Origin of the sequence: Modicisalibacter tunisiensis, assembly GCF_020148005.1 — a bacterium.
Taxonomy (GTDB): Bacteria; Pseudomonadota; Gammaproteobacteria; order Pseudomonadales; family Halomonadaceae; genus Modicisalibacter; species Modicisalibacter tunisiensis.
Genome location: NZ_JAGXFD010000001.1, coordinates 3,155,921 through 3,180,814, shown reverse-complemented (window position 1 = coordinate 3,180,814; position 24,894 = coordinate 3,155,921). Strand labels below are relative to the sequence as shown.

Genomic DNA, 24,894 nt, shown 5'->3' with positions numbered 1-24,894 from the left:
TCAACGCTAAGGAAAAGCCGGCGGCGGCGTCAGTCGATATCGCTGCCTTTTTTGTAAGCTATCGCTTATATAAGCGTCAGCGCATGCCGACTCGGCGAGGGTCCGATCGGTGCGACCGGACTGGTATACTGCGCGACATTTCCCCCATCCTCGCTGGAGTCATCATGGCCGCCACTCATTCTCCGTTGATCATCGCCCTGGATTACGCCTCGCTGGATGCGGCCCTGTGCATGGCCGATCAGCTCGACCCCCGTCGCTGCCGGCTCAAGGTGGGCAAGGAGTTGTTCACGCGCAGCGGTCCGGCCGTGGTGGAGGCGTTGCATGGCCGGGGGTTCGAGGTGTTTCTGGATCTCAAGTTCCACGACATTCCCAATACCGTGGCCGGTGCCGTGCAGGCCGCGGCCGAGCAGGGCGTCTGGATGGTCAACCTGCATGCCTCGGGCGGGCGGCGGATGATGACGGCGGCCCGCGAACGTCTCGATGCGCATGGCCTGTCGACCCATCTGATCGCGGTAACGGTGCTGACCAGCATGGAGCGCCAGGATCTGGCCGAGGTGGGGGTCGATAGCGAGCCGGCGGAGCAGGTCGAGCGCCTGGCCCGGCTGTCCCGGGACAGCGGCATGGACGGCGTGGTCTGCTCGGCCCGGGAGGCGGCGGCGATCAGCGCGAGTTGCGGCGCGGAGTTCCTGAAGGTGACCCCCGGCATCCGCCCGGCCTCCTCGGCCGCCGACGATCAGCGGCGCGTGCTGACTCCGGCTCGGGCCATGGCGTCGGGCAGCACGCATCTGGTGGTAGGACGTCCGGTCACTCAGGCGCATGAGCCGATGGAGGCGTTGGCGGCTATCGAGGACGAGCTGGCCGGCAGCTGAGCGTCACTCGCCCTCCAGGCCGGTGATCGGCTTGGTGGTGCCCCACTGGCGGCAGCGCGGACACTGCCAGTGCAGCTGGCCGCCGGCGAAGCCGCAGCGGTGGCAGCGAAAGCGCGGCCGGGCCTCGAGCAGCTTGGCGGTGTGCTGCTTGAGCAGGGTGACGGGCTGACGCTGGTCGGGATCGGGGGTGTCGAGGTAGAGACTCATCAGGTAGTCCAGCCCCCGCAGGCTGGGGGTCCGTGCCAGCTGTTCGCTGACGTAGCGCGCGGCGGCCTCGAGGCCGTCATGCTGCTCGATCTGGCGGGCCAGCATGATGATGGTGCTGATGTGCGGTGCCCGCTCGATCCACTGCGTCAGGCAGCGCTCCAGGCCGTCCTCGTCCTCCAGCTTCAGGTAGGCATCGCGCGCCGGTTCGAGAATGATGGGGATGAAGTCGCGATCCTGTTCGGCGAGCCGCTGCAGCAGGCGGATCTGCTGCTTGTAGTGGCCGGTGTCGCGCTCCAGGGTGGCCAGCAGCCAGTTGGCGCGCACGCAGTGGTCGTCGATGCTCAGGGCCTGGCGCAGCTTCTTGCGCGCCAGCGCCGGGCTGGCGGAGTGCATGTCCAGCTCGGCCAGTTCGCACAGCCAGTGGGCGGCGGCCCGGCGCGTTGCCGCGTCCTGGCGGGTCAGCTGGGGGTGAGCGGTCTCCAGGGCCTTGTGCCATTCCCGCTCGCGTTCGTAGAGGTCGACCAGCAGGCGCTTGGCGGTCTGGCGGCGAGTCTCGTCGGGACATTCCCGCGCCAGGGGCTGCAGCAGCCGCTCGGCGCGATCGAGCACGCCCAGGTGGAGGAAGTCACGGGCCAGCTCGAGCTGCACCTGATCGCTCTGTCCGGCCGTCAGGGCGGGGCGGGCCAGCAGATTCTGATGGATCTTGACCGCCCGGTCGGCTTCCCCGCGCAGGCGAAACAGGTTGCCGAGGGCGATATGCGTCTCGATGGTGTCGCTGTTGACTTCCAGCGCCTGGACGAAGGTTTCGATGGCCTGATCGGGCTGCTCGTTGAGCAGGTAGTTGAGCCCCACGAAATAGTCCCGCGACAGGCGATTCGTCGGAGGCGAGGCGGATGTCGAGCGTCCCTGCTCGCGACGTCCCAGCCACCAGCCGATGGCAATTGCCGCCAACAACAAGGCCAGCAGCATCAGATCGGGCATTTAGGGAATTTCCTTGAACTCCTGGATGCGCAGGCGATCGAGTTCCTTGCGTTGTTGCTGGTTGTGGCGCTGGGCACGCGTCAGCAGGGTGCGCAGGCGCAGGTAGACGCCGGTCATGGCCAGCATGCCGAGAATCACGCCGCAGGCCAGGGCGACCAGCAGCCACAGCGAGAGGGACGCGGCCGGGAGTTCGACCCAGATGAGGTTCAGGGGGACCGCCTGTTGGTTGTTGACGGCGAAGAGGATGCCGAGAAGCAGAACGACCAGCAGTATGATTGCGAGCAGCAGGCCTTTTAGCCAACGCATAGTGGTTTCCTTTGTGACGATCTCTCGGGCAGAGCGGCTAGTAGCCCAGGGCTCGACTGGCGTCGACCTGCTCGCGCAGCTCCTTGCCCGGCTTGAAGTGTGGCACGAACTTGCCATCCAAATCGACCGGGTCGCCGGTCTTGGGATTGCGGCCGATGCGGGGTTCACGGTAGTGAAGCGAGAAGCTGCCGAAGCCGCGGATCTCGACCCGTCCGCCATCGGCCAGGGCATTGGTGATGTCGTCGAGGATGATCCGTACGGCGGCTTCGACTTCCTTGATCGACAGCTCCGGCTGTCGCATGGCGATCTGCTCGATCAATTCTGATTTGGTCATCGGTCGTCTCCACACGGCTGACCCGCCTGCGGGCGTGTCTTTTTGTTTTTGTCAGCATACTCGGCAAGTCGTGAGAAAACAACGCACTAGCCATGTCAGACCGCACCGTGCCGGCGGCCCCGGCGCATGTCGTCCGTACACCGCCTCGGGTATACTGCCCGGACATTCCACCCAGTCAAAGCGAGGTTTTCCCGGTGAGTGAAGCGTCCACGCTGAAACGTCTCTACTGGCATTCACGGCGCGGCATGTGGGAGCTGGACCTGCTGCTGCTGCCGTTTCTCGAGCATCGCTACCCCGCGCTGGAGGCGGCGGACCAGCAGGCCTACCAGGCCCTGATCGAGTGCGAGGACCAGGACCTGTTCGTGTGGCTGATGCGACGGGAATGGCCCGAGGAGCCGGCACTGCGGCGGGTCGTCAAGATGATCGTCGAGTATGCGGAAACAACCGGTAACGATCAGTATCGCACCCTCTAGACTGTCGCGACTGCTGGCGGCCGTGCTGGCCGGCGGTGTGGTGGCGCTGGCGGCCCGCTACGGGCCGCTCTGGCTGGCGCTGCTGGCGACACCGGCCCTGGCTGCGGGTCTGTGGCGCGAGTGGCGCCGGGCGGACACCTGGCAGTTGCGCTGGGTGCCGGGCCCGGGGCGTGGCTGGCAGCAATACCGGGCCGGACGCTGGGAAACCGTGCGGGTGACGAGCTTCTATCTCGGGCCCTGGCTGCTGGGGGTGCGCGTCGGCGGGCGCCGCTGCTGGGTCTGGCCCGACAGTACCGACGCGCGCCAGCGCTGGCAGCTGCGGCGCCTGCTGCTATGGGCGCCGGATCAGGCGTGAGCGGGAGGGCCGGGCCGGCCCCGGCAGGTGTGCCGGACAGTCCCGGTTGAAGTGCAGCCCGCGGGATTCGCGCCGCTGGCGGGCCGCCTCCAGCATCAGCGCGGCGAGGCTCAGGGCCTGCTGCAGCCGGGTGGCGGCGACGCTGGGTGGGCGGTCCTGCCGCAGTGGCGCGTAGGTCTCTTCCAGCGCGGCGACAGCGGCGCTGCCCGCTGCAAGCCCGGCGTCGCTGCGCACGATGCCGGCGGCCTCGCTCATGATCTCGCGCAGGGCCATGAGCCCCTTGTCGGCCTGCTGGTCCGGCATGGGCGAGGTGTCCTGCCAGCTCGGCACGAGCGGCTCCCGTCGCGCCGTGTCGTCGGTCCGGCGCAGGGCGGCGGCGGTCGCGCGGGCGAAGACCAGGCACTCCAGCAGCGAGTTGCTGGCCATGCGGTTGGCGCCATGCAGCCCGGTGCAGGCGACCTCGCCGATCGCGTAGAGGTGGGGTACGTCGCTGGCGCCGTCGAGATCGGTGGCGATCCCGCCGCAGCTGTAATGGGCGGCTGGCACCACGGGAATCGGCTCGCGGGTGATGTCCAGCCCCCGGGCGCGACAGTGTGCCAGGATCGTCGGGAAATGGTGGGCGATGCGTTCCGCGGGCAGGTGGGTGATATCGAGCAGCACATGCGTGGCGCGGGTGCGCTGCATCTCCGCGTGGATGGCCCGGGCGACGATATCGCGGGGCGCGAGTTCGGCGCGTGCGTCGTAGTCCGCCATGAAGGCTCGGCCGTGGATGTCGCGCAGGCGTCCGCCCTCGCCGCGTACCGCCTCGCTGATCAGGAAGGCCTCGCCCTCGGGGTCGTACAGGCAGGTGGGGTGGAACTGCTGGAATTCCAGGTTGGCGAGGGTCGCGCCGAGCCGGGCGGCCATGGCCATGCCTTCGCCGCAGGTCGGCGTCGGGCTGGTGGTATGCCGGAACAGGCCGCTGGCGCCGCCGGTGGCCAGCACGACGTCGCGGGCGACGAGCAGCTCGTGGCCACCCTCGGCGGTCAGGCACAGGGCGCCCCGGCAGGCCCCGCGGTCGTCGGCGACCAGTTCCAGGGCCTGACGGTCGTCGAGCAGGCGAATGCGCGGGTCGTCGGTGACTCGCGCCAGCAGTGTCTGCACCAGTGCCCGGCCGGTGGCATCGGCGGCATGGATGATGCGTCGTGTGCCGTGCCCGCCCTCGCGGGTCAGGTGGAAGGGGTAGGGGGCCTGCGGCGAGGTGTCCGGCGTGAAGGGCACGCCCATCGCCACCAGCCACTCGATGGCCGCCGTGCTGTGGGTCACCGTGAAGCGCACGGCGCGCTCGTCGCACAGGCCGTCACCGGCGATCAGGGTGTCGCGGACATGGTCGTCCACGGCGTCGCGGGGGTCGAGCACGGCGGCGATGCCGCCCTGGGCCCAGCGGCTGGCGCCGATGTCGTCGCCGGCCGGGCGCAGCAGCGTGACGTGCCGGTGGCCGGCCAGTTCGAGGGCCAGGGTCAGGCCGGCGGCGCCACCGCCGATGACGAGGACGTCATGCTCACTGCGCGTCATGGGGCTCCTTCCTTTTTCCAGTGTCGAGATCCGAGCCGGTGGCCAGGCGGCGTGCATCGCTGATCAGGGTGTGATGACTGGCGCGACGCCGCAGACGCTGGCTGGGCAGCCGCGGCAGGCCGGCGAGGTGATGGCTGAGTTCCTGCGTGAGCCGGGCCAGCTCGCGATTGAGCCACAGGTAGCCGCTGGGGCTGAAGAGCATGCGCCCGTCGACGCCGCGCGCGGCGATCGCCTGGGGGGCGTAGCGATCCAGGTCGAAGCGGGGCACCTGCAGCTCGATGGGCTGCCCGGTACGGATCTGGAAGGCCAGGGTGCCCATCGTGCGGGCCAGGTGGTGCTGTTCCTCGCGCAGTCCGTGCATGGCGTCGATACGCTCGTGCCCTTCCCGCGTGGTCCAGTGGGTTTCCAGCAGCAGCTCGGCCGTGGAGAGCACGCGGCGCTCCAGCGCCAGAATCGCCTCCAGGGCGTCGCGGCGCAACCGGCCTTCGCGATGAATGGCATCGACCAGGCCGCGCTGCTTGACCAGTTGTGCCGTGGTGGTCTTGAGCAGCTCGCGGGTGTCGACATCGATGGCGGCGGCGCTGGCGGTGTGGGCATGGTAGAGGCGTGCCAGCTTGTCGAGGTTGTCGGCCAGCAGGAAGCGGAAGACGTCGGTGGCCTTCTGAGGCAGTACCGTCAGGGTGACGCCGATGCCGATCAGCGTGCCCAGCAGGACATTGGCCGCCCGCCACAGGCCCACGCTCAGCTCGTGCTCGCCGTTGCCGACCACCAGCAGCAGGGTGATGCCGAACATCAGGGCGCTGTAGCCGTAGCGGGTGGCGAAGGTGGCGTGGGTGGCGATGGCGATGCCGATCAGGGTCCAGGCGGGAATCACGCCCGGCGGCGGGTCGGGGATCAGGATGAGCGTGATGCCCCAGACGGCGCCGAGCAGGGTGCCGAGCAGGCGCTGCAATCCCTTGTCCAGCACGCCGCCGATATGCGGCAGGTTGCCCATGACCATCAGGGCGCTGACCAGCGCCCAGCTGCCGTGGGGCAGTTGCAGGCCCTCGATGAGCGCATAGGTGACGACCAGCGCCAGGCTGGTGCGCAGCACGTGCAGGCGATGGCGATGATGATAGTTGAAGTAGGGGTCGCGAAGGCGCAGCGCCATCATGGCTCACTCCCTGGGTGAAGCGTGCTCGACGGGCCAAGGGCGATGCGGGACAGGTCTGAGGTCGAGCCGGAGATCGACGGCTTGCAGGAGCGGGGCGCCTCGGGCAAGTCGGTCACTGACAGGCCTGGTGCCCGGAGCCGGGCTCGAACCGGCACGGTGTTGCCACCGAGGGATTTTAAGTCCCTTGCGTCTACCAATTTCGCCATCCGGGCGTGACAAGCGGATTCGAATTGCCGGTGATGGGAAGGGGGAAATGGAGGCTGGAGTCGGAATCGAACCGGCGTACACGGAGTTGCAGTCCGCTGCATAACCACTCTGCCATCCAGCCTCATGAGTCGTGTCGTCTCTTGCCGAAGCAAGAAATGGAGCGGGAAACGAGATCGATCGGGCCGGCGTTCCGGCTCGCGACCTGCGTCATTCCACTCTCCCACCGGGGTGGGAATCTGGAGCGGGAAACGAGATTCGAACTCGCGACCCTCGCCTTGGCAAGGCGATGCTCTACCACTGAGCTATTCCCGCTTGACTCGAGAGCGAATTATACGGATAAGTGCGTGACTGTCAAACGATTATTGCCCGCTACAGTGAACGAGTGAGTTCCGGCCAGGCGGCGCGCAGGTATTGCAGCATCGACCACAGCGTGAGCAGGGCGGCCAGGTACAGCGTGACCGTGCCGATATCGGCGATCCCGGTGCCGGGAGGCGTGGCCAGCAGCAGCAGCAGCGCGACCATCTGCAGGGTGGTCTTGATCTTGCCGATCCAGGAGACGGCCACGCTGGCCCGCTTGCCCATCTCGGCCATCCATTCCCGCAGCGCGGAGATGACGATCTCGCGGCCGATGATCACCAGGGCGGGCAGGGTCAGCAGGACGCTGTCGAAGCGCTCGATCAGCAGCGCCAGGGCCACGGCCACCATGACCTTGTCCGCCACCGGGTCCAGGAAGGCGCCGAACGGCGTGCTCTGGTCCCAGCGCCGGGCGAGAAAACCGTCCAGCCAGTCGGTCACCGCCGCCAGGGCGAAGAGCGCGGCGGTGACCGTGTAGCTCCAGGCGAAGGGCAGGTAGAACAGGATCACCAGCAGGGGGATGAACACGATTCGCGCCAGGGTGAGAAGATTGGGTATGTTCATCGCTACGCCGAGATCCCTTGCCGGTAACTGGAGGGCTTCATTGTAACCGTCGGCCGTGGCTTCATCCATGCAGCGCCTGATGAATCGCCGTGGCCAGCTGCGCGCTGATGCCCGGGACCCGGGCGAGCTCCTCGCGGGTCGCCTGGCGCACCCCCTGCAGGCCGCCGAAGAAGCGCAGCAGTTCACGGCGGCGCTTGGGGCCGACGCCGGGAATGTCCTGCAGGGTCGAGGTGCGGCGCGCCTTGTCGCGACGCTGGCGGTGGCCGGTGATGGCGAAGCGGTGCGCCTCGTCGCGGACGTGCTGGATCAGATGCAGCGCCGGGGCGTTGCCTTCCAGTGTCAGGGTGTGATCGACGGTTTCCAGGAACAGGGTCTCGAGCCCCGGCTTGCGGGTGGTGCCCTTGGCGACGCCGATCAGGCGTACCCCGACTACTCCGAGGGTCTCGAACACCTCGCGAGCCATGTTGAGCTGCCCCTTGCCGCCATCCACCAGCAGGATGTCGGGTGACTTGCCTTCTCCCTTGCGCAGCCGCTTGAAGCGGCGCTCCAGCGCCTGGCGCATGGCCGCGTAATCGTCGCCGGCGGCCACGCCCTCGATGTTGAAGCGCCGGTAATCCGACTTGACCGGGCCGTCGCGATCGAACACCACGCAGGACGCCACGGTGGCCTCGCCGTGGCTGTGGCTGATGTCGAAGCACTCGATGCGCTCGGGGAGGGCATCCATCGCCAGGGCGTCCTGCAGGGACTCGAAGCGACGGGTGAGCTGGGTGCGGTTGGCCAGTTCGGTGGCCAGGTGCTGTTCGGCATTGGTGCGGGCCAGCTGCAGCCACTGGGCGCGATGGCCGCGGACCTGATGGGCGAGGCGGACCTGCCGGCCGGCCTGCCGGGCGAGCGCCGACTGCAGCAGTTCGGCATCCGGCAGCGGGTGGCTGGTGAGCACCTCCCGTGGCAGGTCGCGGCCCTGGCCGAGATAGTACTGGCTGACGAATTCGCCGAGCAGGGCTTCCTCGGCGAGATCCAGGCCGTTGTCCGGCGCATGGTGGCGGGCGCCGAGCACCCGCCCCTGGCGCACCGTGAGGACGCTGATGCACAGTCCCCCCGGGCGCTGGGCGAGGGCGAAGATATCGGCGTCGCCGCTGCCGGTGTCGACGATCTGGCGTTCCTGCAGGCGTCGCAGCTGCTGGATCTGGTCGCGCAGGCGGGCCGCTTCCTCGAAGTCCAGCGCGCGGCTGGCGTCTTCCATGTCCTGGGTCAGCTGCTGCGTGACCTGCTCGCTCTTGCCCTCGAGGCACAGGATGGCGTTTTCCAGGTCGCGGCGATAGCCGCTTTCGCTGATGTAGTCGACGCAGGGCGCACTGCAGCGATGAATCTGGTACTGCAGGCAGGGGCGGTCGCGGTGGGCGAAGACGCTGTCCTCGCAGTTGCGGATGCGGAAGATCTTCTGCATCAGCGCCAGGCTCTCGCGCACCGCCGTCGAGCTGGGGAAGGGCCCCAGGTAGCGGCCATCGTTGCGCTTCTGGCGTGCCCGCTTGAACTCCAGCGCCGGGAAGGGGTGGCGATCGCTGGCGAAGACGTAGGGGTAGGACTTGTCGTCGCGCAGCAGGATGTTGTAGGGCGGGCGCAGCTCCTTGATCAGCGTCTGCTCGAGCAGCAGGGCCTCGGTCTCGCTGCGGGTGATGGTGACCTGAATGTCGGCGATGCGTGCCACCAGGGCCTGGGTCTTGGCGTTGAGTGCGCCGCGAAAGTAGCTCGCTAGACGCGCCTTGAGCCGCTTGGCCTTGCCGACGTAGAGCACGTTGCGCTCCGCGTCGAGCATGCGGTAGATCCCCGGCGATTCACTGACGGTCTTCAGAAAGTGCTTGGCGTCGAAACTCATGCCGGCTCGCTTCACCGATGACGGAAAGCCTCGAGGATAACAGACTCGGCCCGAGCCGGAGGATCAGTCGGGCAGCTGGTAACCGTCGATCAGGCCGAAGCGCAGGCCCAGGTGGGTCAGCTCCACATCGGAGTGCACGCCGAGCTTCTCGAAGATCCGATAGCGGTAGGTGTTGACCGTCTTGGGGCTCAGGAAGAGGCTGTCGGAAATGTCGCTGACCTTGTGGCAGTTGACGATCATCATGGCCACCTGCAGCTCGCGGCTCGACAGCTGGTCGAAGGGGTTCTCCTGATTGTCGAGCCGGGCGAGCACCAGGCGCTGGGCGATTTCCGAACTGATGTAACGCTGCCCGGCCTGCACGCCGTGAATCGCGCGCACCATTTCCTCGAGTTCCGTGCCCTTGCTGATGAAGCCGCTGGCGCCGGCCTCCAGCAGTCGCTGGGCGAAGGTGTCCTCGAGGTAGGCGGTCAACACGATCACCTTGATGTCGGACATGCCGCGGGCGATCTTCCGGGTGGCCTCCAGGCCGCCGATGCCCGGCATGCGGATGTCCATCAGCACGATGTCCGGGCGCAGCCGGCGCGCCTGGCTGATGGCGTCCTCGCCATCCGCGGCTTCGCCGATGACACTCAGGCCGTCTTCGGCATCGAGCATGTGGGCGATACTGGTGCGAACCAGGTGATGGTCGTCTGCAACTAGAACCCTGATCAAGTGTGCTCCTGACATCCCTCGGCAAGGACGGGGCGAGCTTGGCGTCGCCATTGCGTGGCTCTCAGTTTACTGGGAACTAATGTTTGGATGCTAGCGATTCGAGTCCGTGAAATCGCTTGACGGCATCGCTCGATGTTCGTAAGATACGCCTCGTTGTCGCACTGGCGGTGCAGGTTGAAGCACCCGAAGCGCAACAACGATGGGGCCTTAGCTCAGCTGGGAGAGCGCAACACTGGCAGTGTTGAGGTCAGCGGTTCGATCCCGCTAGGCTCCACCAACGAATTTACGAAAAGCCGCCCGATCCTTGCCTGGAGCGGGCGGCTTTTCTGTCTAGGCCCTCCCTCTGCTTGGCGCAGCCGGGCCGGTCGGGAAGCGGGCCGGTTGCCCCTTGTACCACTCTTGTATGAGAGCGAAAAATCACTATCCTGTGAGAGTAGACGATCAACGGAATCGATCGTCATTCGCCCTTCAGCCCTCGACGGGGCCGAAGGTGTCATCTGGCAGGAGGCCATATGTTCAATCGCAGTCGCCAAGTCACATGTCCCCATTGCAGTGAAACCAATTTCTGGAAGGGGAATCCCGGCCCGACGGACGAATTGTACTGTCGCGGCTGTGACGGTTTCGTCACCCTCTACGACGACTATATCCGTGACGCCATCCATCAGGAGGCGGAACGTGTGCTGGCCCGGTTCACCGAAGCCAGCACGGCGGAGGATCTTGCTCATCTCAAGGAAGTGCTCACCGAGCCCGAACGGCGCCTGAGCGCCTGATCGATCTGGCCGGCCACGGCCTTTCCGGCGCCGCTGTCGGGAGGGGCGTGGCGGCCTCGCCTTCGCATCGAACGAAAGCCGACCGCCATGTCACCCTCGCGGGCTGCCGCCCGGGGTGACATGGACTTGGTATTCATGCGCAAGGCGCACGATATTGGGGATAGGAACGCCCCCGTGCCATTGACGACGGTTGAGGCCTGCTCTCATGTGCGGTCGCTTCGCGCTCTACAGCTCCCCTTCCAGGCTCGCCCGGGGTCTCGGTGTGCCGCTGAGCGAGCGCGAGCTGACCCGACCGCGAGTCGATCCGTCATATCGTCCATCACCTGCCCGTCGATGCATTGACCAGTTGGGCGGTGAGCAAGCGCGTCGGTTCGCCGAAGAACGAGGGCGAAGGACTGATCAATCCGGCGTAAGACGCTAATGCTTATGTTGGTGAGCATTTACATGATGGACATCGTCACGGCTACTTTGCCCTGCCCGTCCAAGGGTCAACCTGAACGATGTGGTTATTCCAGCCCGTTTCTCCTTTTTTCGCCCCACGTCCTCCGTGGGGCTTTGTCTACTTGCAGCCCGACTGATGCCACCTGGGCCATGGGGCCCTGTCGATGACGACGTGTCGCCGTTGAAGCTGCGTAGTGGAGGGGCTGAAGGGATGGGTAACAAAGCAACACTGCTGGAAAGCGTTTTGTAACCTCATGCGCTTTGTCTCCCGCTATCTTGAGGAGGCTCATCCCCTTGTCCCGCTGGGATCCCCCCTCCCTTGAGGAGGGGGTTTTTCATTCAAGCATGCTCTTTCCCTCAGTCTTGCCCAACGAGCGTTAAATCGGGTCAATGTGCTCGTGCCATTTCCCGGCTAGTCTTGTATTAGGCATGGCATCCAGGGATGGGACATCCAGGGAGCATTGACCAGGGGAAGCACTGGCGAGGGTGCTGGTGGAAGTTGTCCAGGAACGTAAACTATTGGCCCGGCCTCTTGGCCGGGCTTTGTTTTGCCCGGTGATCGATCAGGACGGCCCCGGACTGGGGAGGGCAGCCGTCAGGGTGGGGTTAAGCTGGTCGGTCAGCTTCATTGGGTCGAAGGCGGAGATCTCCAGCAGCCGGTCGAGATCCAGGATCTGAATGTCCTTTCGGGTCTTGCGCAACAGGCCCTGGTTTTCCATTTCGCTCAGGGTCCGACTGACATGCACCTTGGTCATGCCAAGTAGCTTGCCAAAGTCACTCTGAAGTAGCGGCACGGCGAAGTTCCTGTGAACAGATTCGTCCACGCGCTTAAGGCGATAGTACAGCTCGAGTACGAAGTGAGCGATTTTTGCCCTGGCATCGTGGCGGAGAATGTTGACCAGCCGTTTGCTGATGATGACCTGCTGCCGGGCGGCAGCGGCATGGATGGCCAGGGTCAGTGAAGGGGAGCGCTGGTAGATGTCGAGCAAGCGCTCGGCGGGGAAGGGGCAGACGACACCAGAGGTCAGCATGACGACGTCGGTCGAGTGTGCTGGGAAGGTGAGTTCGCGAATCCCCATCAAGTCGCCGGGGAGGAAGATATCCAGCACTTGCTCCTCGCCACTCTCGGACCGGTGCATGCTGTAGGCCCAGCCGCGGCGCAGGGTGTACAGGGTGTCAGGTCGCTCCGAGGCTTTCCAGAGTTGTTGGCCCTTGGCAACCGGCTGGGGTGTCTGCTCCAAAGTGGCCAGCAGGCGCTTGTCGGTCTCGGATAGCTCGAGGAAGTGCATGAGGTTGTCTGTGACACAGACCTCTTGGGGAGCTGTTGCCATGTGGGCCTCCATTCCGTGGGGCCACGGTGTGCGGGATAGTGAAGGGGCAGAGGCTTTGAGTCGCGATGCCAGGTAGTGAAACTGTTTCCTTACCTTGAACCCCAAATGAGTCAAAGGCAAACCCATCAACCCAAATTGCCTATTCCCCGCTACTGATAACCCATGTTGTCTTTGCGCGGAGAAAAAGGCGCGTAACGCGGCTTCAGGCATGGATGCCTGACAGGGAAGAATGGGAAGAGGAAGCCCGAATCGCCAGGGAGGCACGAGCAGGAAGCTCGTGGTGAGCTAGCAAGGAAACGCAGCGATTGAAGGCCCGTGCCTGGAAGAGGGCGGGCCTTCTCTCTGAGGGGCTGGCGAGCCTTTGTCACCAGCAGTTCATCCCCTCGTGCCGTCCACCTCGGCGTGCGGTGCGCACGGCGCCGAGATGCCCTGTAGTTCGAGAACGATGCGCTCGAGGAAGACGCTGAAGCGGCGCCGGATGGGCCCGGGGCCTCGGTTTGGCCTGGGACTCGGGACCACCGACCCCCCCATCGTGTGAATGCGTCCGCGTCACGCGAGCATTCTCGCGTGTTCGAGCAAAACGCGGGGACTCGACGGGGACTGAAGTTTACAGGATCTGCGGAAGCGAATGGCCTGGGAATGCGGCCTGCAGTTAGATCAGTGGTGCGGATGGGGAGACTCGAACTCCCACGCCTCTCGGCACTAGAACCTAAATCTAGCGTGTCTACCAATTCCACCACATCCGCAGGGGGAAAGACGCCCGTATTGTACGGATGTCCGACGTCGAGTCAATGTGCCTCGCCGGGCAGGCGCAGGTAGCGGGCGGCAACCTCCGGCCCGTGCTCCTCGGCGGCGTCGATCCAGGGCACGTGCCCCAGGCAGGGGGCGTCCAGGTGATGGGCGAGCATCGCCAGGGTGTCCTCGGTTTCCGCGTACTCGGGATCGATGTGGTTGCCCACCCAGCCGGCCAGGCGCAGGCCGTCGGCACGAATCGCCTCGGCGCTCAGGCGCGCATGGTTGATGCAGCCCAGGCGCAGGCCGACGACCAGGATCACCGGCAACGCGAGCACTCGGGCGATCTCGCCGAGGTCTTCCTGCCGGTTGAGCGGCACCCGCCAGCCGCCGGCGCCCTCGACCAGGCCGAACTGGCGCGGTGATGCCTGCAATTGCCGGATGTGGGCGATCAGGCGGGATGCCTCCAGCGTCATGCCCGCCTCGCGGGCGGCCAGGTGCGGCGCCACGGCCGGCTCCAGGGCGATCGGGTTGACCTCGCTGTAGTCGACGGCGGGTGCGCTGTAGCGTTGCAGCCACAGGGCGTCGCGATTGCGCAACCCCTGAGCCGTGCGCACGCTGCCCGAGGCCACGGGCTTGATGCCGCGGGTGGTCAGCCCCTGCGCACGGGCGCGGGCCAGCAGGCCGGCGCTGACCAGGGTCTTGCCGGTGTCGGTGTCGGTTCCGGTGACGAAATACAGGCTCATGGGGTGTTCCGTGGCGGCTGGGTGAGTTCGAGGGTGAGGCAGTGGTAGGTCACCGGCAGCCCGGCGGCCTCGCGGTGACGCTCGAAGCGGGCCCGGGCGCGGACCAGGTCGGCGCGGCCGAGGCGCGCGCCGGGACGGTCCACCTGGGCGCCGACGCCCTTGATCGAGGCCATGACCGCGTCCAGGTCCGGGTAGTGAAAGCGCGCCACCCTGGGTGTGAGATGACCGTGCAGGCCGGCACGGCGGATCAGCGCCCGGTAGCAGGCGGCGGAAATGAAGGGCTCCACGGCGGCGCGGCGGTCGGGGTGCGACCAGGCATCGGCAACCTCCGCCAGCGTGCCCGGCCCCAGGGTGTTGATCAGCGCCACGCCGCCCGGGGCCAGCACGCGATGCAGCTCGGCGAACAGGGCCGGGAGGTTCCGGCACCACTGGATGGCCAGGTTGGAGAACACCAGGTCGAGGGCACCATCGGCCAGCGGCAGGCGGGTGGCATCGGCGCACAGCCAGTGCGCGTCGCGGGCATGACGGTGGCGAGCCTCGGCGAGCATGCCGAAGGCCAGGTCGATGCCCAGTGCCGGGCGGCCGTAACGGGCCGTCAGGCGCTGCGTCCAGTCGCCGGGGCCGCAACCGAGATCGACGATGCGCGAGGCTGTGCTCGGCAGGCGCTGCCAGAGATGCTCGCCGAGCTGGGCCTGGGCAAGGGCACGGCGGGTATAGTGGGGGGCGGCACGGCCGAAGGCACGGGCGACGCGTCGCCGCCAGTCCCGGTCATGCGCGGTGTTCGGCGTGTCGGTGAGTGCGGCGGTCATGCGGTGGCCCCCGTGGCAAGCAGGGCGCGGGCGGTGGCGACGAGCGTGCGGGCCAGGCGCTCGGGCATGGCGAGCTGCGGGCAGTGGCCGGTACCGGGCAGCACCTCGGCCTCGCTCAGGGCCGCGGCATCGAACAGCGGATCGTGCTCGCCGATCAGCGTAGCGTTTGGGCAGCCGCTGCGTGCGAGCGGCCCCGTCGTCTCCAGGGTGGCCAGCCAGGCAAGGCCGGCGTCGAGGGTCGCGGTGTCCGCCGGGGGGCGGGGGCCGATCAGTCGCGTCAGGGCCTGGAGCGCCTGGTCGGGTTGCGCCTCGCCACCCAGCTGGCGCGCGAGAAAGCGTTGCCGGATGGCCTCGGGATCGCGCCGGAAGGCACGCCGGAAGGCGCGCAGCTCGGCGAAGGACACCCGGCAGCCGGGGGCGTCGGTGAAACGCTCGGCCATGCCCAGCCGAATCAGCCCGCGCGGGGTCGGCAGGTGGTCGAGCAGGGCGGCGGCGAGCAGGGCGCCGAGCGACCAGCCGATCCAGACGGCCTCCGCCGGCCGCGTCCCGCGCATCGCCTCGGCCAGCGCCGCGAGGTCATTCGCCCGCTCGAGCCCCGGGCTGGCGCGGTAGCCGGGCCAGTCCGGCGTGATGACCTCGACCCCGTCGGGCCAGTACGGGGCCAGCGGCTGCCAGATGCGCGCATCGATTCCCCAGCCGGAAAGCAGCACCAGCTTCATGACGCCTCCTCGGCGGCGAGCGCGGCCAGGCGGTCGAGCAGCTCATCCAGGGTGGCGCGGTCATGGGCGGCGCTGAGGGTGACGCGCAGCCGGGCCCGACCGCGCGGCACGGTGGGCGGACGGATCGCGCCGACCAGAAAGCCCTGTTCATGCAGTCGCCGGGCCCAGCTCAGGGTGCGCGTGCTGTCGCCGAGCAGTACCGGCTGAATGGGCGTGGCCGAGGGCAGCAGCGGCAGGCCGAGTGCGGCGCCCCGGGTTCGCCAGTGAGTGATCAGGGCCTGCAGGTGTCGGCGCCGCTCGGGCTCCGCCGCGAGGATGTCCAGGGCCCGCAGGGTGGCGCAGGCCACGCCCGGGGGCTGGGCGGTGGTATAGATGTAGGGGCGGGCGAGCTGGGTCAGGGCGTCGATCAGCAGGTCGTCGCCGGCCACGAAGGCGCCGGCACTGCCCAGCGCCTTGCCCAGGGTGCCGACCAGCACCGGCACCGCATCGACAGGGTGTCGGAAACCCGCGCTGCCGTCGCCATGCTCGCCGAGCACGCCGATGCCATGGGCGTCGTCGATCACCAGCGCGGCTGCGTGGCGACGGGCGACATCGGCGAGTCCACCGACATCGGCCACGTCGCCGTCCATGCTGAAGACTCCGTCGCTGACGACCAGACGGGCGGTGTCGGCCGGTGCGCGCGTCAGGAGGCGTTCCAGATCGGCGAGGTCCGCATGATGGAAGCGCCGCGAGCGCGCTCCGGCGAGGGCCGCGCCGTCCAGCAGCGAGGCGTGGTTGAGGCGGTCTTGGAAGACGCGGGCCCCGTCGCCGAGCACCTGCAGCACGGCCAGGTTGGCCATGTAGCCGGTCGAGAACAGCAGCGCCCGGGGGCGGCCGGTCAGCGCGGCGAGGCGTTCCTCGAGGGCATGATGGGGTGACAGGTGGCCGCATACCAGGTGCGAGGCGCGGCCGCCGCTGCCGTGGCGGTGCGCGCCCTCGGCCTGGGCCTCGGCGAGGCGCGGGTCGCGGGCCAGGCCGAGGTAGTCGTTGCCGGCGAAGTCGTGCAGGCGGCGCCCGCTCCCGATCAGGCCGGCGTCACCCGCGGGGCGGTACAGTGCCCGATCGCGCCACAGCGACTTGGCGCGCCGCGTCTCGAGGCGATGGGCGAGGGTCTCGCGCCACATCTCAGGCGCTCCGGACCGCCGCGTCGTAGTAGAGCGCGGACGGTACCGGCCGCGCGGCGGCCACGGCGCCGTGGTCGGCATCGTCGGTGATGTCACGGGTTTCCGGGTGCAGGCCCAGACGCTCGAACAGCCGGTGGTCGCGGTCGGCCTCCGGGTTCTCGGTGGTCAGCAGCCGGTCGCCGTAGAAGATCGAGTTGGCGCCCGCCAGGAAGGCCAGGGCCTGGGTGGCATCGTCCATCTGCTCGCGGCCCGCGGACAGCCGCACATGGCTCTGCGGCATCAGGATGCGCGCGACCGCGATGGCACGCACGAAGTCGAACGGGTCCAGGTCGTCGGCATCTTCCAGCGGCGTTCCGGGCACCTTGACCAGCTGGTTGATGGGCACCGATTCAGGGTGCGGGTCGAGGTTGGCGAGCTGCTGGAGCAGGCTGGCGCGATCGCGGGCGGCTTCCCCCATGCCGAGGATGCCGCCGCTGCAGATCTTCATGCCGGCGTCGCGCACATGGGCCAGGGTGTCGAGGCGGTCGGCGTAGCTGCGGGTAGTGATGATCTCGCCGTAGTAGTCCGGCGAGGTATCGAGGTTGTGGTTGTAGTAGTCGAGCCCGGCCTCGGCCAGCCGGGTGGCCTGGGCGTCGTCGAGCATGCCCAGCGTCATGCAGGTCTCGAGCCCCAGCGCCTTGACCTGACGGACCATCTCCAGCACCACGTCCAGGTCGCGCTCCCGGGGGCTGCGCCAGGCTGCGCCCATGCAGAAGCGGCTGGCCCCGGCGTCGCGGGCGGCCTTGGCCTGCTCCACCACCTTCTCGATCTCGAGCAGCCTTTCCTTGTCGAGCCCGGTGTTGTAGTGGCCGGATTGCGGACAGTACTTGCAGTCCTCGGGGCAGGCGCCGGTCTTGATCGACAGCAGCGTCGAGACCTGCACGGCGTTGGCATCGAAATGGGCCCGGTGCACCTGCTGGGCGTGGAACAGCAGGTCGTTGAAGGGCCGGGCGAACAGGGCCTCGATCTCGTCGAGCCGCCAGTCGTGACGCGGGGTCGGGGAGGGCGATACGCTCATGTCAGGTTCGGCTTCCTGTTGTTAACATGATTTCTGAAAATAAGTTGACTGTGATGATAGGGCGAGCGCGGCGACTGTCAACCTTGGTTTCATCAAGGGTTGACCAAGGGTTGCGCACGACCCTGCCCGGCGGCTGCGCCTTCTGCCTGGGGCCCTGCCCGCCGCAGGCGCCCTGGTGCGAGGCCTGCCTGGCGGCGCTGCCGTGGAATCGACCCGCCTGCCGGCGCTGTGCCGAGCCGCTGCCGCCCGCTGCGCCGGACTGGTGCGGGCGCTGCCTGAGCTCGCCGCCGGCCTTCGACGGGGCGCGGGTAGGGCTGCGCTACGAGGCGGAGGTCGCCGCCCTGCTGCAGCGCTTCAAGTTCGCCGCCGACCCGCGGGCCGGCACCCTGCTGGTGACGCTGATGGCCCGGGAGCTGGCGTCGCTGGACGCGGCCGAGCGCCCCGAGTTGCTGATTGCCCTGCCGCGGCACCGGCGGCGGGCCCGCGAGGCGGGGTTGGATACCGGGCCGTGGCTGACCGCGCGCCTGGCCCGGAGCCTGGGCCTGCCGTGGACCGTCCCGCAGCGGCGGCGCGACACGCCGACCCAGCGCGGGCTCGATCGCCGCGCGCGGCGGCGCAACCTGCGCGATGCCTTCGTCGTCGGTCGCGAGCTGCCGGTCCGGGTGGCGCTGGTCGATGACGTGATGACCACCGGCGCCTCGCTGGGGGCCCTGGCCGAGGCCTGCCGCGAGGCGGGGGCCCTGCACGTGGAGGCCTGGGCGGCGGCGCGCACGCCGCTGGCGGCGGGGCGCTAACGGGGCGGCGTGCGGTCTGCTAGCATGCCCTTCATCAAACGGCCAAGGATGCGCACATGACTGCCAATCTGCACCCCTTCGACACCCTGTCCCCCCAGCGCATCGTCTCGGCCGTGGAATCGCTGGGCCTGATGCTGCCCGGCGAGCCGTTCGCGCTGAACAGCTACGAGAACCGCGTGTTTCAGTTCCGGGACGACGAGGGGCGGCGCTGGGTGGCCAAGTTCTACCGACCGCAGCGCTGGAGCGACGCCCAGATTCGCGAGGAGCATGCCTTCCTGCAGGAACTGGCGGAGGCGGCGGTGCCCGTGGCGGCACCGTGGCGGGATGAGGCCGGCGAGACCCTGCACACCCACGCCGGCTTTCGTTTCACGCTGTTTCCGCAGGTGGCCGGGCAGGCGCCGGAGCTCGAGAATCCCGAGCACCTGTTCGCGCTGGGCGAGTTGATCGGCCGGCTGCATGCGGTGTCGAGCCGGCGGCCCTTCGTCGAGCGGCCGACGCTGAACCCGGCCGAGCGCGTGGCCCACAGTCGCGAGCAGGTGCTGGCCGGCGCCTGGTTGAACCGGCGCCAGCGCCAGGCCTACCTGCGCATCAGCGAGGCGCTGGAGCCGCTGCTCGTCGCGCACGCCTGGCCGGCCCGCTCGCTGATCCGCGTGCACGGCGACTGCCATCTGGGCAATATCCTGGGCCGCGACGCCGAGTTCACCCTGGTCGACTTCGACGACTGCGGCATGGCACCGGCGGTGCAGGATCTGTGGATGATGCTGACCGCTCAGAGCGACCCGGAATGGCGGGCCCAGCTGTCGGAACTGCTCGAGGGCTACGAGCAATACCACGACTTCGACCGGCGCGAGCTCGAGTGGATCGAAACGCTGCGCACCCTGCGTCTGATGCGCCACAGCGCCTGGCTGGTGGCGCGCTGGGCGGATCCGGCCTTCCCGCGTGCCTTTCCCTGGGTGGCCAGCGAGGATTACTGGGACCAGCACATTCGCACGCTGGAGCAGCAGCGTCTGGCCCTGGAGGGCGGGCGCTGGCTGGCCTGAGCCGGGCGGCGACCTTTGGCTATTGGTGTCCGGCCGGCAAAGCGCTTAGCATGAAGGACGCCCCAGCGTAAGGGAGAAGGCCTTGGACGGCGAGATCATCGCGTTCGACGATGCAGCACAGGAAGGGACCATCGAGACGCCGGATGGCCAGCGTTATGACTTCGGCCTGGCGGACTGGCGCGGACGCGGACTTCCCGGCCCGGGCACTGCCGTGCGTTTCGATCCCCGGGGCCAGCGTGCGCGCCAGGTCCTCAACCGTCCCGAACCCCAGCGCCGAGCCCGGCCGTGCCCCCCGGCGGCCCGTTCCGGCGCCGAGACCCCCCGTCATGCCAATGCCGCCATCGCCGCCGTGGTGGTGGCCCTGCTGGGCCTGTTTTTCGATGTGCTGGCGCCGCTGTTCGGCGCCGTCGCGGTCCTGTTCGCCCTGTTCGGCCTGTATCAGATTCGTCGCTCCCCCGAGCGCTACAGGGGGCGGCTCTTCTGCTGGGTGGCCATCGGCCTGGCGGCGGTGGTGACGCTGCTCTCCGGGCTGCTCGCGACCGCACCGGCGCCCCCCGCCAGTGCCCATGTCAACGTCATGCCCGGCGACACGGCCGGGCGGCAGTCATCGGCGATCGCTTCCCGGTCGTCGCAAGGATAAGGAGAGCATCATGGAGTCGTTGCAGGACAGTTCGCTGTTTCGTCCCTTCGCCTATATCGACGGCGGCTGGGTCGCCGCCGACAGCGGCGAACAGATCGAGGTCGACAATCCGGCGACGGGCGAGACCATCGGCAGGATGCCGCGCATGGGGCGCGCCGAGACGCAGCGCGCCATCGAGGCCGCCGATGCGGCGCTGCCGAGCTGGCGGGCGCACACCGCCCAGGAGCGGGCCGACATTCTGATGAAATGGTACGACCTGATGCTCGAGCATCAGGACGAGCTCGCCGCCATCATGACCCTCGAGCAGGGCAAGCCGCTCAAGGAGGCGGCGGGCGAGATCGTCTATGCGGCCAGCTTCCTGCGCTGGTTCGCCGAGGAGGCGCGCCGGATCTACGGGGAGACGGTACCCGCCGCCAAGTCCAATCAGCGCATCCTGGTGACCAAGCAGCCGGTGGGTGTGGTGGGCGCCATCACCCCCTGGAACTTCCCGGCGGCGATGATTACCCGCAAGGTCGGCGCGGCACTGGCCGCCGGTTGTACCACGGTGGTCAAGCCCGCCAGCCAGACGCCGTTCTCGGCCACCGCGCTGGCGCTGCTGGCCGAGCGCGCGGGCGTGCCGCGCGGCGTGTTCAACGTGGTTTCCGGTCAGGCCAGCGAGATCGCCGGTGCGCTGACCGAGTCGCCGCTGGTGCGCAAGATCACCTTCACCGGTTCCACCGAAGTGGGCCGCAAGCTGATGGCGCAGGCCTCGCAGCACATCCAGAAGATTTCCCTGGAACTGGGCGGCAACGCGCCGTTCCTGGTCTTCGAGGACGCCGACCTGGACGCCGCCGTGGAAGGGGCCATGGCCTCCAAGTTCCGCAACGGCGGCCAGACCTGCGTGTGCGTCAACCGCTTCCTGGTGCAGTCGAGCGTGGTCAACGCCTTCTGCGAGAAGCTGGCCGCGGCCATGAACAGCGAGCTGCATGTCGGTGACGGCACCAAGGACGGGGTCAACATCGGGCCGTTGATCGACCAGAATGCGGTCGAGAAGGTCAACCGGCATATCCGTGATGCCGTCGACAAGGGCGCCGAGCTGCTGCTGGGCGGCCATCCCCATCCGCTGGGCGGCAACTTCTTCACCCCGACGCTGGTCAATCAGGCCAGCAGCGACATGCTGGTCGCCTCCGAGGAAACCTTCGGTCCGCTGGCGGCGGTGTTCCCCTTCGACGACGAGGAAGACGCCGTGGCCATGGCCAACGATACCCCGTTCGGTCTGGCCGCCTACTTCTATTCGCGGGACCTGAGTCAGGTATGGCGGGTCGGCGAGGCGCTGGAATACGGCATCGTCGGCGTCAACACCGGGCTGATCTCCAACCCCGCCGCGCCGTTCGGCGGGGTCAAGGAGTCCGGCCTGGGTCGCGAGGGCGGTCATCAGGGGCTCGACGAGTTCCTGGAGACCAAGTACCTGTGCATCGACCTGGGCTGAACCGCCGCAAGCCGGAAGAGTCAGGTACTCCTGAAGGCTAGAAGCAAAACACCCCGCTGAGCGATTGGCGGGGTGTTTCGTTTAAAAAGCCCAAGAAAACAGCTGAGCGACGGCCAGGCTAGGCGAAAGTCGGCGAAAGAGCGGAGTTTGCTGTTGCAAATGAGCATCTTGAGCCGACTTTCAACGACGCATGGCCGAGACTCGGCGTTTTCCGCGCCCTAGTGGCGGAAGTGGCGCATCCCGGTGAACACCATGGCGATGCCCGCCTCGTTGGCGGCGTCGATCACTTCCTGATCGCGCATCGAGCCGCCGGGCTGGATGACCGCGGTAATGCCCGCCTCGGCGGCGGCGTCGATGCCGTCGCGGAAGGGGAAGAAGGCATCCGAGGCCATCACCGAGCCGGGCACCGAGAGGTCTTCGTCGGCGGCCTTGATGCCGGCGATCCGCGCCGAGTAGACCCGGCTCATCTGGCCGGCGCCGACGCCGATGGTCTGGCCGCCCTTGGCGTAGACAATGGCGTTGGACTTGACGTACTTGGCGACCTTCCAGGCGAAGGCCAGGTCGCGAAGCTCCTGCTCGCTGGGCGCACGTTCGGTGACCACCTGCAGTTCGTCGCGACCGACCATGCCCAGGTCGCGATCCTGGACCAGCAGGCCGCCGGTGACCCGCTTGAGGTCGTGCGCCGGGCGACGCTCGCCGGGCCAGTGGGCGCCGACGTCGAGCAGGCGCACGTTCTTCTTCTCGGCGACGACGGCGGCGGCCTCGTCGCTGACGCCCGGCACGATGATCACCTCGACGAACTGGCGATCGATGATCGCGCGGGCCGTCTCGGCGTCCAGCGGCCGGTTGAAGGCGATGATGCCGCCGAAGGCGCTGGTCGGGTCGGTGGCGAAGGCCTTTTCATAGGCGGCCAGCAGGGTCTCGCCGAGGGCCACGCCGCAGGGGTTGGCGTGCTTGACGATCACGCAGGCGGTGTCGGTGAAGGCCTTGACGCACTCGAAGGCGGCGTCGGTATCGGCGACGTTGTTGTAGGAGAGCGCCTTGCCCTGGCGCTGCACGGCGGTGGCCACGCTGGCCTCGCCGGCATCGGCCTCGACATAGAAGGCGGCACTCTGGTGCGGGTTCTCGCCGTAGCGCATCGACTGCTTCTTGTGGAACTGCAGGTTGTAGGTGCGCGGGAAGCCGGGCTCGCCGCCCTCGACGCGCTGGCCCAGGTAGTCGGCGATGGCCGCGTCATAGCCGGCGGTGTGCTCGAAGGCCTTGACCGCCAGGTCGAAGCGCAGGGTATCGCTGACGGCGCCGTCGTGGGCCTGCATGTCATCGAGTACCCGGGCGTAGTCGTCGCTGTCGACGACGATGCTGGTGTGGGCGTGGTTCTTGGCGCAGGCGCGCACCATGGTCGGGCCGCCGATGTCGATGTTCTCGATGGCCTCATCCAGCGTGCAGTCGGGCCGGGCGACGGTAGCGGCGAAGGGGTAGAGGTTGACCACCACCATGTCGATGGGCGCGATGTCGTTGTCGGCCATCACGGCATCGTCCTGGCCGCGGCGCCCGAGGATGCCGCCGTGGATCTTCGGGTGCAGGGTCTTGACCCGGCCGTCCATGATCTCGGGAAAGCCGGTGTGCTCGGAGACTTCGGTGACGGCGACACCGTTCTCCTGGAGCAGGCGGTAGGTGCCGCCGGTGGAGAGCAGCTCGACGCCGCGCTCGGCGAGCGCGCGGGCGAAGTCGACGATGCCGGCCTTGTCCGACACGCTGATCAGGGCGCGCCGTACGGGCTGGGGACGGGTCTGCGAAGATTGTTCGGCCATGGTGTCACTCTTGGGGTGGCGGTTTCACGGGGATTGCAGCGACGGTGGCGGCACCGGGGGCTGGACCGCCGGTGCCGCCGGGATCAGATCAGGTCGTACTGCTTGAGCTTCTTGCGCAGCGTGCCTCGATTCAGCCCCAGCATGTCGGCGGCACGGGTCTGATTGCCGCCGGCGTACTCGAGCACGGCGCCGAGCAGGGGCGCCTCGACCTCGGCCATGACCATGGCATAGAGGTCGGTGACCGTCTCGCCCTCGAGGTGGGCGAAGTAGCGGCGCATGGCGTCATCCACGGCCTGGCGCAGGGTCTGTCCGCGGGGCAGGGCCGTTGCGAGCGGCTCTTCCTCCGTCGCGGCTTCGGGGGATAGGGGTTGACTGCTGGTCATGCTGCGCTGATTCCATCGGTTGCCGGACACCCGGTCCGGCAGAACAGTTCATCCACGAAACGCTGCTGCGCGTCCGGCGTCTCGAGCGCGTTGAAGCGCTTGCGCTGCGCCGGAGCGTCGTCCCGCGTGCTCAGATACCAGCCGATGTGCTTGCGCGCGATGCGCACGCCCATGACCTCGCCGTAGAAGGCATGCAGGGCCTCGAGATGGTCGTGCATGACGGCGTGCTGCTCGGCGCGGGACGGTGCGCTCGGGGTCTCTCCGGTGCGCAGGAAGTGGTCGATCTCGCGGAAGATCCAGGGGTTGCCCTGGGCGCCGCGACCGACCATGACGGCATCCGCCCCAGTATAGTCGAGAACCTCGGCCGCCCTGGCGGGGGAGTCGATATCGCCGTTGGCGAAGACCGGCAGCGACACGCTGGCCTTGATGGCGGCGATGGTGTCGTATTCGGCCTGGCCCGAGTAGCGCTGGTCGCGGGTCCGGCCGTGCACGGCCAGGGCCCGGATGCCGGCGTCCTCGGCGAGGCGCGCCACGCGCACGCCGTTGCGGCTGCGCTCGCACCAGCCGGTGCGGATCTTCAGGGTCACCGGCACGTCCACGGCGGCGACCACGGCGTGGAGGATCTCGGCCACCAGGCGCTCGTCACGCAGCAGGGCCGAACCGGCGGCCTTGTTGCAGACCTTCTTGGCCGGGCAGCCCATGTTGATGTCGATGATCTGGGCGCCGCGCTCGACATTGAGTCGGGCGGCCTCGGCGAGCATCTCGGCATCGCCGCCGGCGATCTGCACGCTGCGCGGGCCCGGCTCGCCGCTGTGATCCATGCGCAGCCGCGACTTGCGGGTGTGCCACAGGCTGGGGTCCGAGGTGACCATCTCGCCCACCACCAGGCCCGCGCCGAGACGCCGGCAGAGCTGGCGAAAGGGGCGGTCGGTGACACCGGCCATGGGCGCCAGGATGACCCGGTTGGGCAGCTGGTAGGGGCCAATGGCGGGGGGGGCGATGCTGGCAGTGGCTGACATCGTCATCGGGGGTCTCGGCTCAAGGGG

At 68.1% G+C, this 24,894-nt stretch carries 25 protein-coding genes and 5 tRNA genes; 9 read left to right on the top strand and 21 right to left on the bottom strand.

Going from position 1 to position 24,894, the window contains the following annotated elements; all coding sequences use genetic code 11:
* The first annotated feature begins 164 nt into the window (after positions 1-164).
* Positions 165-869: an orotidine-5'-phosphate decarboxylase gene (gene pyrF / locus KGQ91_RS14915; RefSeq protein ID WP_224414532.1), complete on the top strand. Its 705-nt coding sequence runs from the start codon at positions 165-167 to the stop codon at positions 867-869.
* Positions 870-872: 3 nt separating this feature from the next.
* Here pyrF and lapB read toward each other — a convergent pair whose 3' ends face one another.
* Genes lapB through KGQ91_RS14900 form a run of 3 tightly spaced genes read right to left on the bottom strand, consistent with a single transcriptional unit; the run spans position 873 to position 2,712 of the window.
* Positions 873-2,057, bottom strand: a complete 1,185-nt coding sequence (gene lapB, locus KGQ91_RS14910) for a lipopolysaccharide assembly protein LapB (protein WP_224414533.1) — start codon at positions 2,055-2,057, stop codon at positions 873-875.
* On the bottom strand, positions 2,058-2,363 hold the full coding sequence (locus tag KGQ91_RS14905) for a lipopolysaccharide assembly protein LapA domain-containing protein (RefSeq protein ID WP_163649126.1): 306 nt from the start codon (positions 2,361-2,363) through the stop codon (positions 2,058-2,060).
* A 37-nt stretch (positions 2,364-2,400) separates the two neighbouring features.
* On the bottom strand, positions 2,401-2,712 hold the full coding sequence (locus KGQ91_RS14900; RefSeq protein ID WP_318010291.1) for an integration host factor subunit beta: 312 nt from the start codon (positions 2,710-2,712) through the stop codon (positions 2,401-2,403).
* A gap of 230 nt (positions 2,713-2,942) precedes the next feature.
* Here KGQ91_RS14900 and KGQ91_RS14895 point away from each other — a divergent pair, with 230 nt between their 5' ends.
* Both KGQ91_RS14895 and KGQ91_RS14890 read left to right on the top strand, forming a co-directional pair.
* Positions 2,943-3,170, top strand: a complete 228-nt coding sequence (locus KGQ91_RS14895; protein WP_263479120.1) for an FAD assembly factor SdhE — start codon at positions 2,943-2,945, stop codon at positions 3,168-3,170.
* On the top strand, positions 3,130-3,525 hold the full coding sequence (locus tag KGQ91_RS14890; RefSeq protein ID WP_224414536.1) for a hypothetical protein: 396 nt from the start codon (positions 3,130-3,132) through the stop codon (positions 3,523-3,525). Before KGQ91_RS14895 ends, KGQ91_RS14890 begins: the two co-directional genes overlap by 41 nt.
* Here KGQ91_RS14890 and nadB read toward each other — a convergent pair.
* The 8 genes from nadB to uvrY form a co-directional block, all read right to left on the bottom strand.
* Positions 3,502-5,079, bottom strand: coding sequence for an L-aspartate oxidase (nadB, locus tag KGQ91_RS14885; protein ID WP_224414537.1), 1,578 nt, complete (start codon positions 5,077-5,079; stop codon positions 3,502-3,504). The two genes, KGQ91_RS14890 and nadB, sit on opposite strands and share 24 nt — an antisense overlap.
* A complete protein-coding gene (locus KGQ91_RS14880; protein ID WP_224414538.1) occupies positions 5,066-6,232 on the bottom strand; it encodes an FUSC family protein in 1,167 nt (388 codons plus the stop codon). Before KGQ91_RS14880 ends, nadB begins: the two co-directional genes overlap by 14 nt.
* A gap of 125 nt (positions 6,233-6,357) precedes the next feature.
* Positions 6,358-6,444 (bottom strand) — tRNA-Leu (locus KGQ91_RS14875).
* Positions 6,445-6,486: 42 nt separating this feature from the next.
* Positions 6,487-6,560 (bottom strand) — tRNA-Cys (locus tag KGQ91_RS14870).
* Positions 6,561-6,676: 116 nt separating this feature from the next.
* A tRNA-Gly gene (locus tag KGQ91_RS14865) sits at positions 6,677-6,751 on the bottom strand.
* 57 nt (positions 6,752-6,808) lie between these two features.
* The gene (pgsA, locus tag KGQ91_RS14860; protein WP_163649120.1) at positions 6,809-7,357 is read right to left on the bottom strand and encodes a CDP-diacylglycerol--glycerol-3-phosphate 3-phosphatidyltransferase; all 549 of its coding nucleotides are present in this window, start codon (positions 7,355-7,357) and stop codon (positions 6,809-6,811) included.
* A gap of 61 nt (positions 7,358-7,418) precedes the next feature.
* A complete protein-coding gene (gene uvrC / locus KGQ91_RS14855) occupies positions 7,419-9,233 on the bottom strand; it encodes an excinuclease ABC subunit UvrC (protein ID WP_224421337.1) in 1,815 nt (604 codons plus the stop codon).
* Between the two features lie 63 nt (positions 9,234-9,296).
* Positions 9,297-9,944, bottom strand: coding sequence for a UvrY/SirA/GacA family response regulator transcription factor (gene uvrY, locus KGQ91_RS14850; RefSeq protein ID WP_163649118.1), 648 nt, complete (start codon positions 9,942-9,944; stop codon positions 9,297-9,299).
* Between the two features lie 201 nt (positions 9,945-10,145).
* Here uvrY and KGQ91_RS14845 point away from each other — a divergent pair.
* Positions 10,146-10,221: transfer RNA gene (locus KGQ91_RS14845), tRNA-Ala, on the top strand.
* A gap of 235 nt (positions 10,222-10,456) precedes the next feature.
* Positions 10,457-10,714, top strand: a complete 258-nt coding sequence (locus tag KGQ91_RS14840; RefSeq protein ID WP_163649117.1) for a hypothetical protein — start codon at positions 10,457-10,459, stop codon at positions 10,712-10,714.
* A gap of 1,004 nt (positions 10,715-11,718) precedes the next feature.
* On the opposite strand, the gene KGQ91_RS14835 is transcribed toward KGQ91_RS14840, so the two are convergent.
* The 7 genes from KGQ91_RS14835 to bioB all read right to left on the bottom strand — a co-directional run bounded on the left by KGQ91_RS14835 (position 11,719) and on the right by bioB (position 17,712).
* On the bottom strand, positions 11,719-12,486 hold the full coding sequence (locus tag KGQ91_RS14835) for a Crp/Fnr family transcriptional regulator (RefSeq protein WP_163649116.1): 768 nt from the start codon (positions 12,484-12,486) through the stop codon (positions 11,719-11,721).
* Positions 12,487-13,147: 661 nt separating this feature from the next.
* A tRNA-Leu gene (locus KGQ91_RS14830) sits at positions 13,148-13,232 on the bottom strand.
* Positions 13,233-13,274: 42 nt separating this feature from the next.
* The gene (gene bioD / locus KGQ91_RS14825) at positions 13,275-13,964 is read right to left on the bottom strand and encodes a dethiobiotin synthase (protein ID WP_224421336.1); all 690 of its coding nucleotides are present in this window, start codon (positions 13,962-13,964) and stop codon (positions 13,275-13,277) included.
* On the bottom strand, positions 13,961-14,773 hold the full coding sequence (locus KGQ91_RS14820) for a methyltransferase domain-containing protein (protein WP_224421335.1): 813 nt from the start codon (positions 14,771-14,773) through the stop codon (positions 13,961-13,963). Before KGQ91_RS14820 ends, bioD begins: the two co-directional genes overlap by 4 nt.
* Positions 14,770-15,492 (bottom strand): alpha/beta fold hydrolase, encoded by a 723-nt coding sequence (locus KGQ91_RS14815; RefSeq protein ID WP_224421334.1) that lies wholly within the window; start codon positions 15,490-15,492, stop codon positions 14,770-14,772. Before KGQ91_RS14815 ends, KGQ91_RS14820 begins: the two co-directional genes overlap by 4 nt.
* Entirely contained in the window at positions 15,489-16,655 is a 1,167-nt protein-coding gene (locus KGQ91_RS14810; RefSeq protein WP_224421333.1) for an aminotransferase class I/II-fold pyridoxal phosphate-dependent enzyme, read from the bottom strand. Before KGQ91_RS14810 ends, KGQ91_RS14815 begins: the two co-directional genes overlap by 4 nt.
* Before the next feature lies 1 nt (position 16,656).
* The gene (gene bioB / locus KGQ91_RS14805; protein ID WP_224421332.1) at positions 16,657-17,712 is read right to left on the bottom strand and encodes a biotin synthase BioB; all 1,056 of its coding nucleotides are present in this window, start codon (positions 17,710-17,712) and stop codon (positions 16,657-16,659) included.
* 110 nt (positions 17,713-17,822) lie between these two features.
* Between bioB and KGQ91_RS14800 the strand changes: the two genes are divergently transcribed.
* The 4 genes from KGQ91_RS14800 (at position 17,823) to KGQ91_RS14785 (ending at position 21,654) form a co-directional block, all read left to right on the top strand.
* Positions 17,823-18,506 (top strand): ComF family protein, encoded by a 684-nt coding sequence (locus KGQ91_RS14800; protein ID WP_224421331.1) that lies wholly within the window; start codon positions 17,823-17,825, stop codon positions 18,504-18,506.
* 56 nt (positions 18,507-18,562) lie between these two features.
* A complete protein-coding gene (locus tag KGQ91_RS14795; protein ID WP_224421330.1) occupies positions 18,563-19,546 on the top strand; it encodes a serine/threonine protein kinase in 984 nt (327 codons plus the stop codon).
* Positions 19,547-19,628: 82 nt separating this feature from the next.
* Complete coding sequence (locus KGQ91_RS14790; RefSeq protein ID WP_163649109.1) at positions 19,629-20,186, top strand: DUF4190 domain-containing protein; 558 nt, start codon at positions 19,629-19,631, stop codon at positions 20,184-20,186.
* A 10-nt stretch (positions 20,187-20,196) separates the two neighbouring features.
* Positions 20,197-21,654 (top strand): NAD-dependent succinate-semialdehyde dehydrogenase, encoded by a 1,458-nt coding sequence (locus tag KGQ91_RS14785; RefSeq protein WP_163649108.1) that lies wholly within the window; start codon positions 20,197-20,199, stop codon positions 21,652-21,654.
* Between the two features lie 218 nt (positions 21,655-21,872).
* Here the strand turns inward: KGQ91_RS14785 and purH are convergent, their stop codons facing one another.
* The 3 genes from purH to dusB form a co-directional block, all read right to left on the bottom strand.
* The gene (purH, locus tag KGQ91_RS14780) at positions 21,873-23,465 is read right to left on the bottom strand and encodes a bifunctional phosphoribosylaminoimidazolecarboxamide formyltransferase/IMP cyclohydrolase (protein ID WP_163649107.1); all 1,593 of its coding nucleotides are present in this window, start codon (positions 23,463-23,465) and stop codon (positions 21,873-21,875) included.
* Positions 23,466-23,548: 83 nt separating this feature from the next.
* Entirely contained in the window at positions 23,549-23,848 is a 300-nt protein-coding gene (gene fis / locus KGQ91_RS14775) for a DNA-binding transcriptional regulator Fis (RefSeq protein ID WP_163649106.1), read from the bottom strand.
* On the bottom strand, positions 23,845-24,867 hold the full coding sequence (gene dusB, locus KGQ91_RS14770; protein WP_377172568.1) for a tRNA dihydrouridine synthase DusB: 1,023 nt from the start codon (positions 24,865-24,867) through the stop codon (positions 23,845-23,847). The genes fis and dusB overlap by 4 nt, the downstream gene beginning before the upstream one ends.
* Positions 24,868-24,894: the final 27 nt, after the last annotated feature.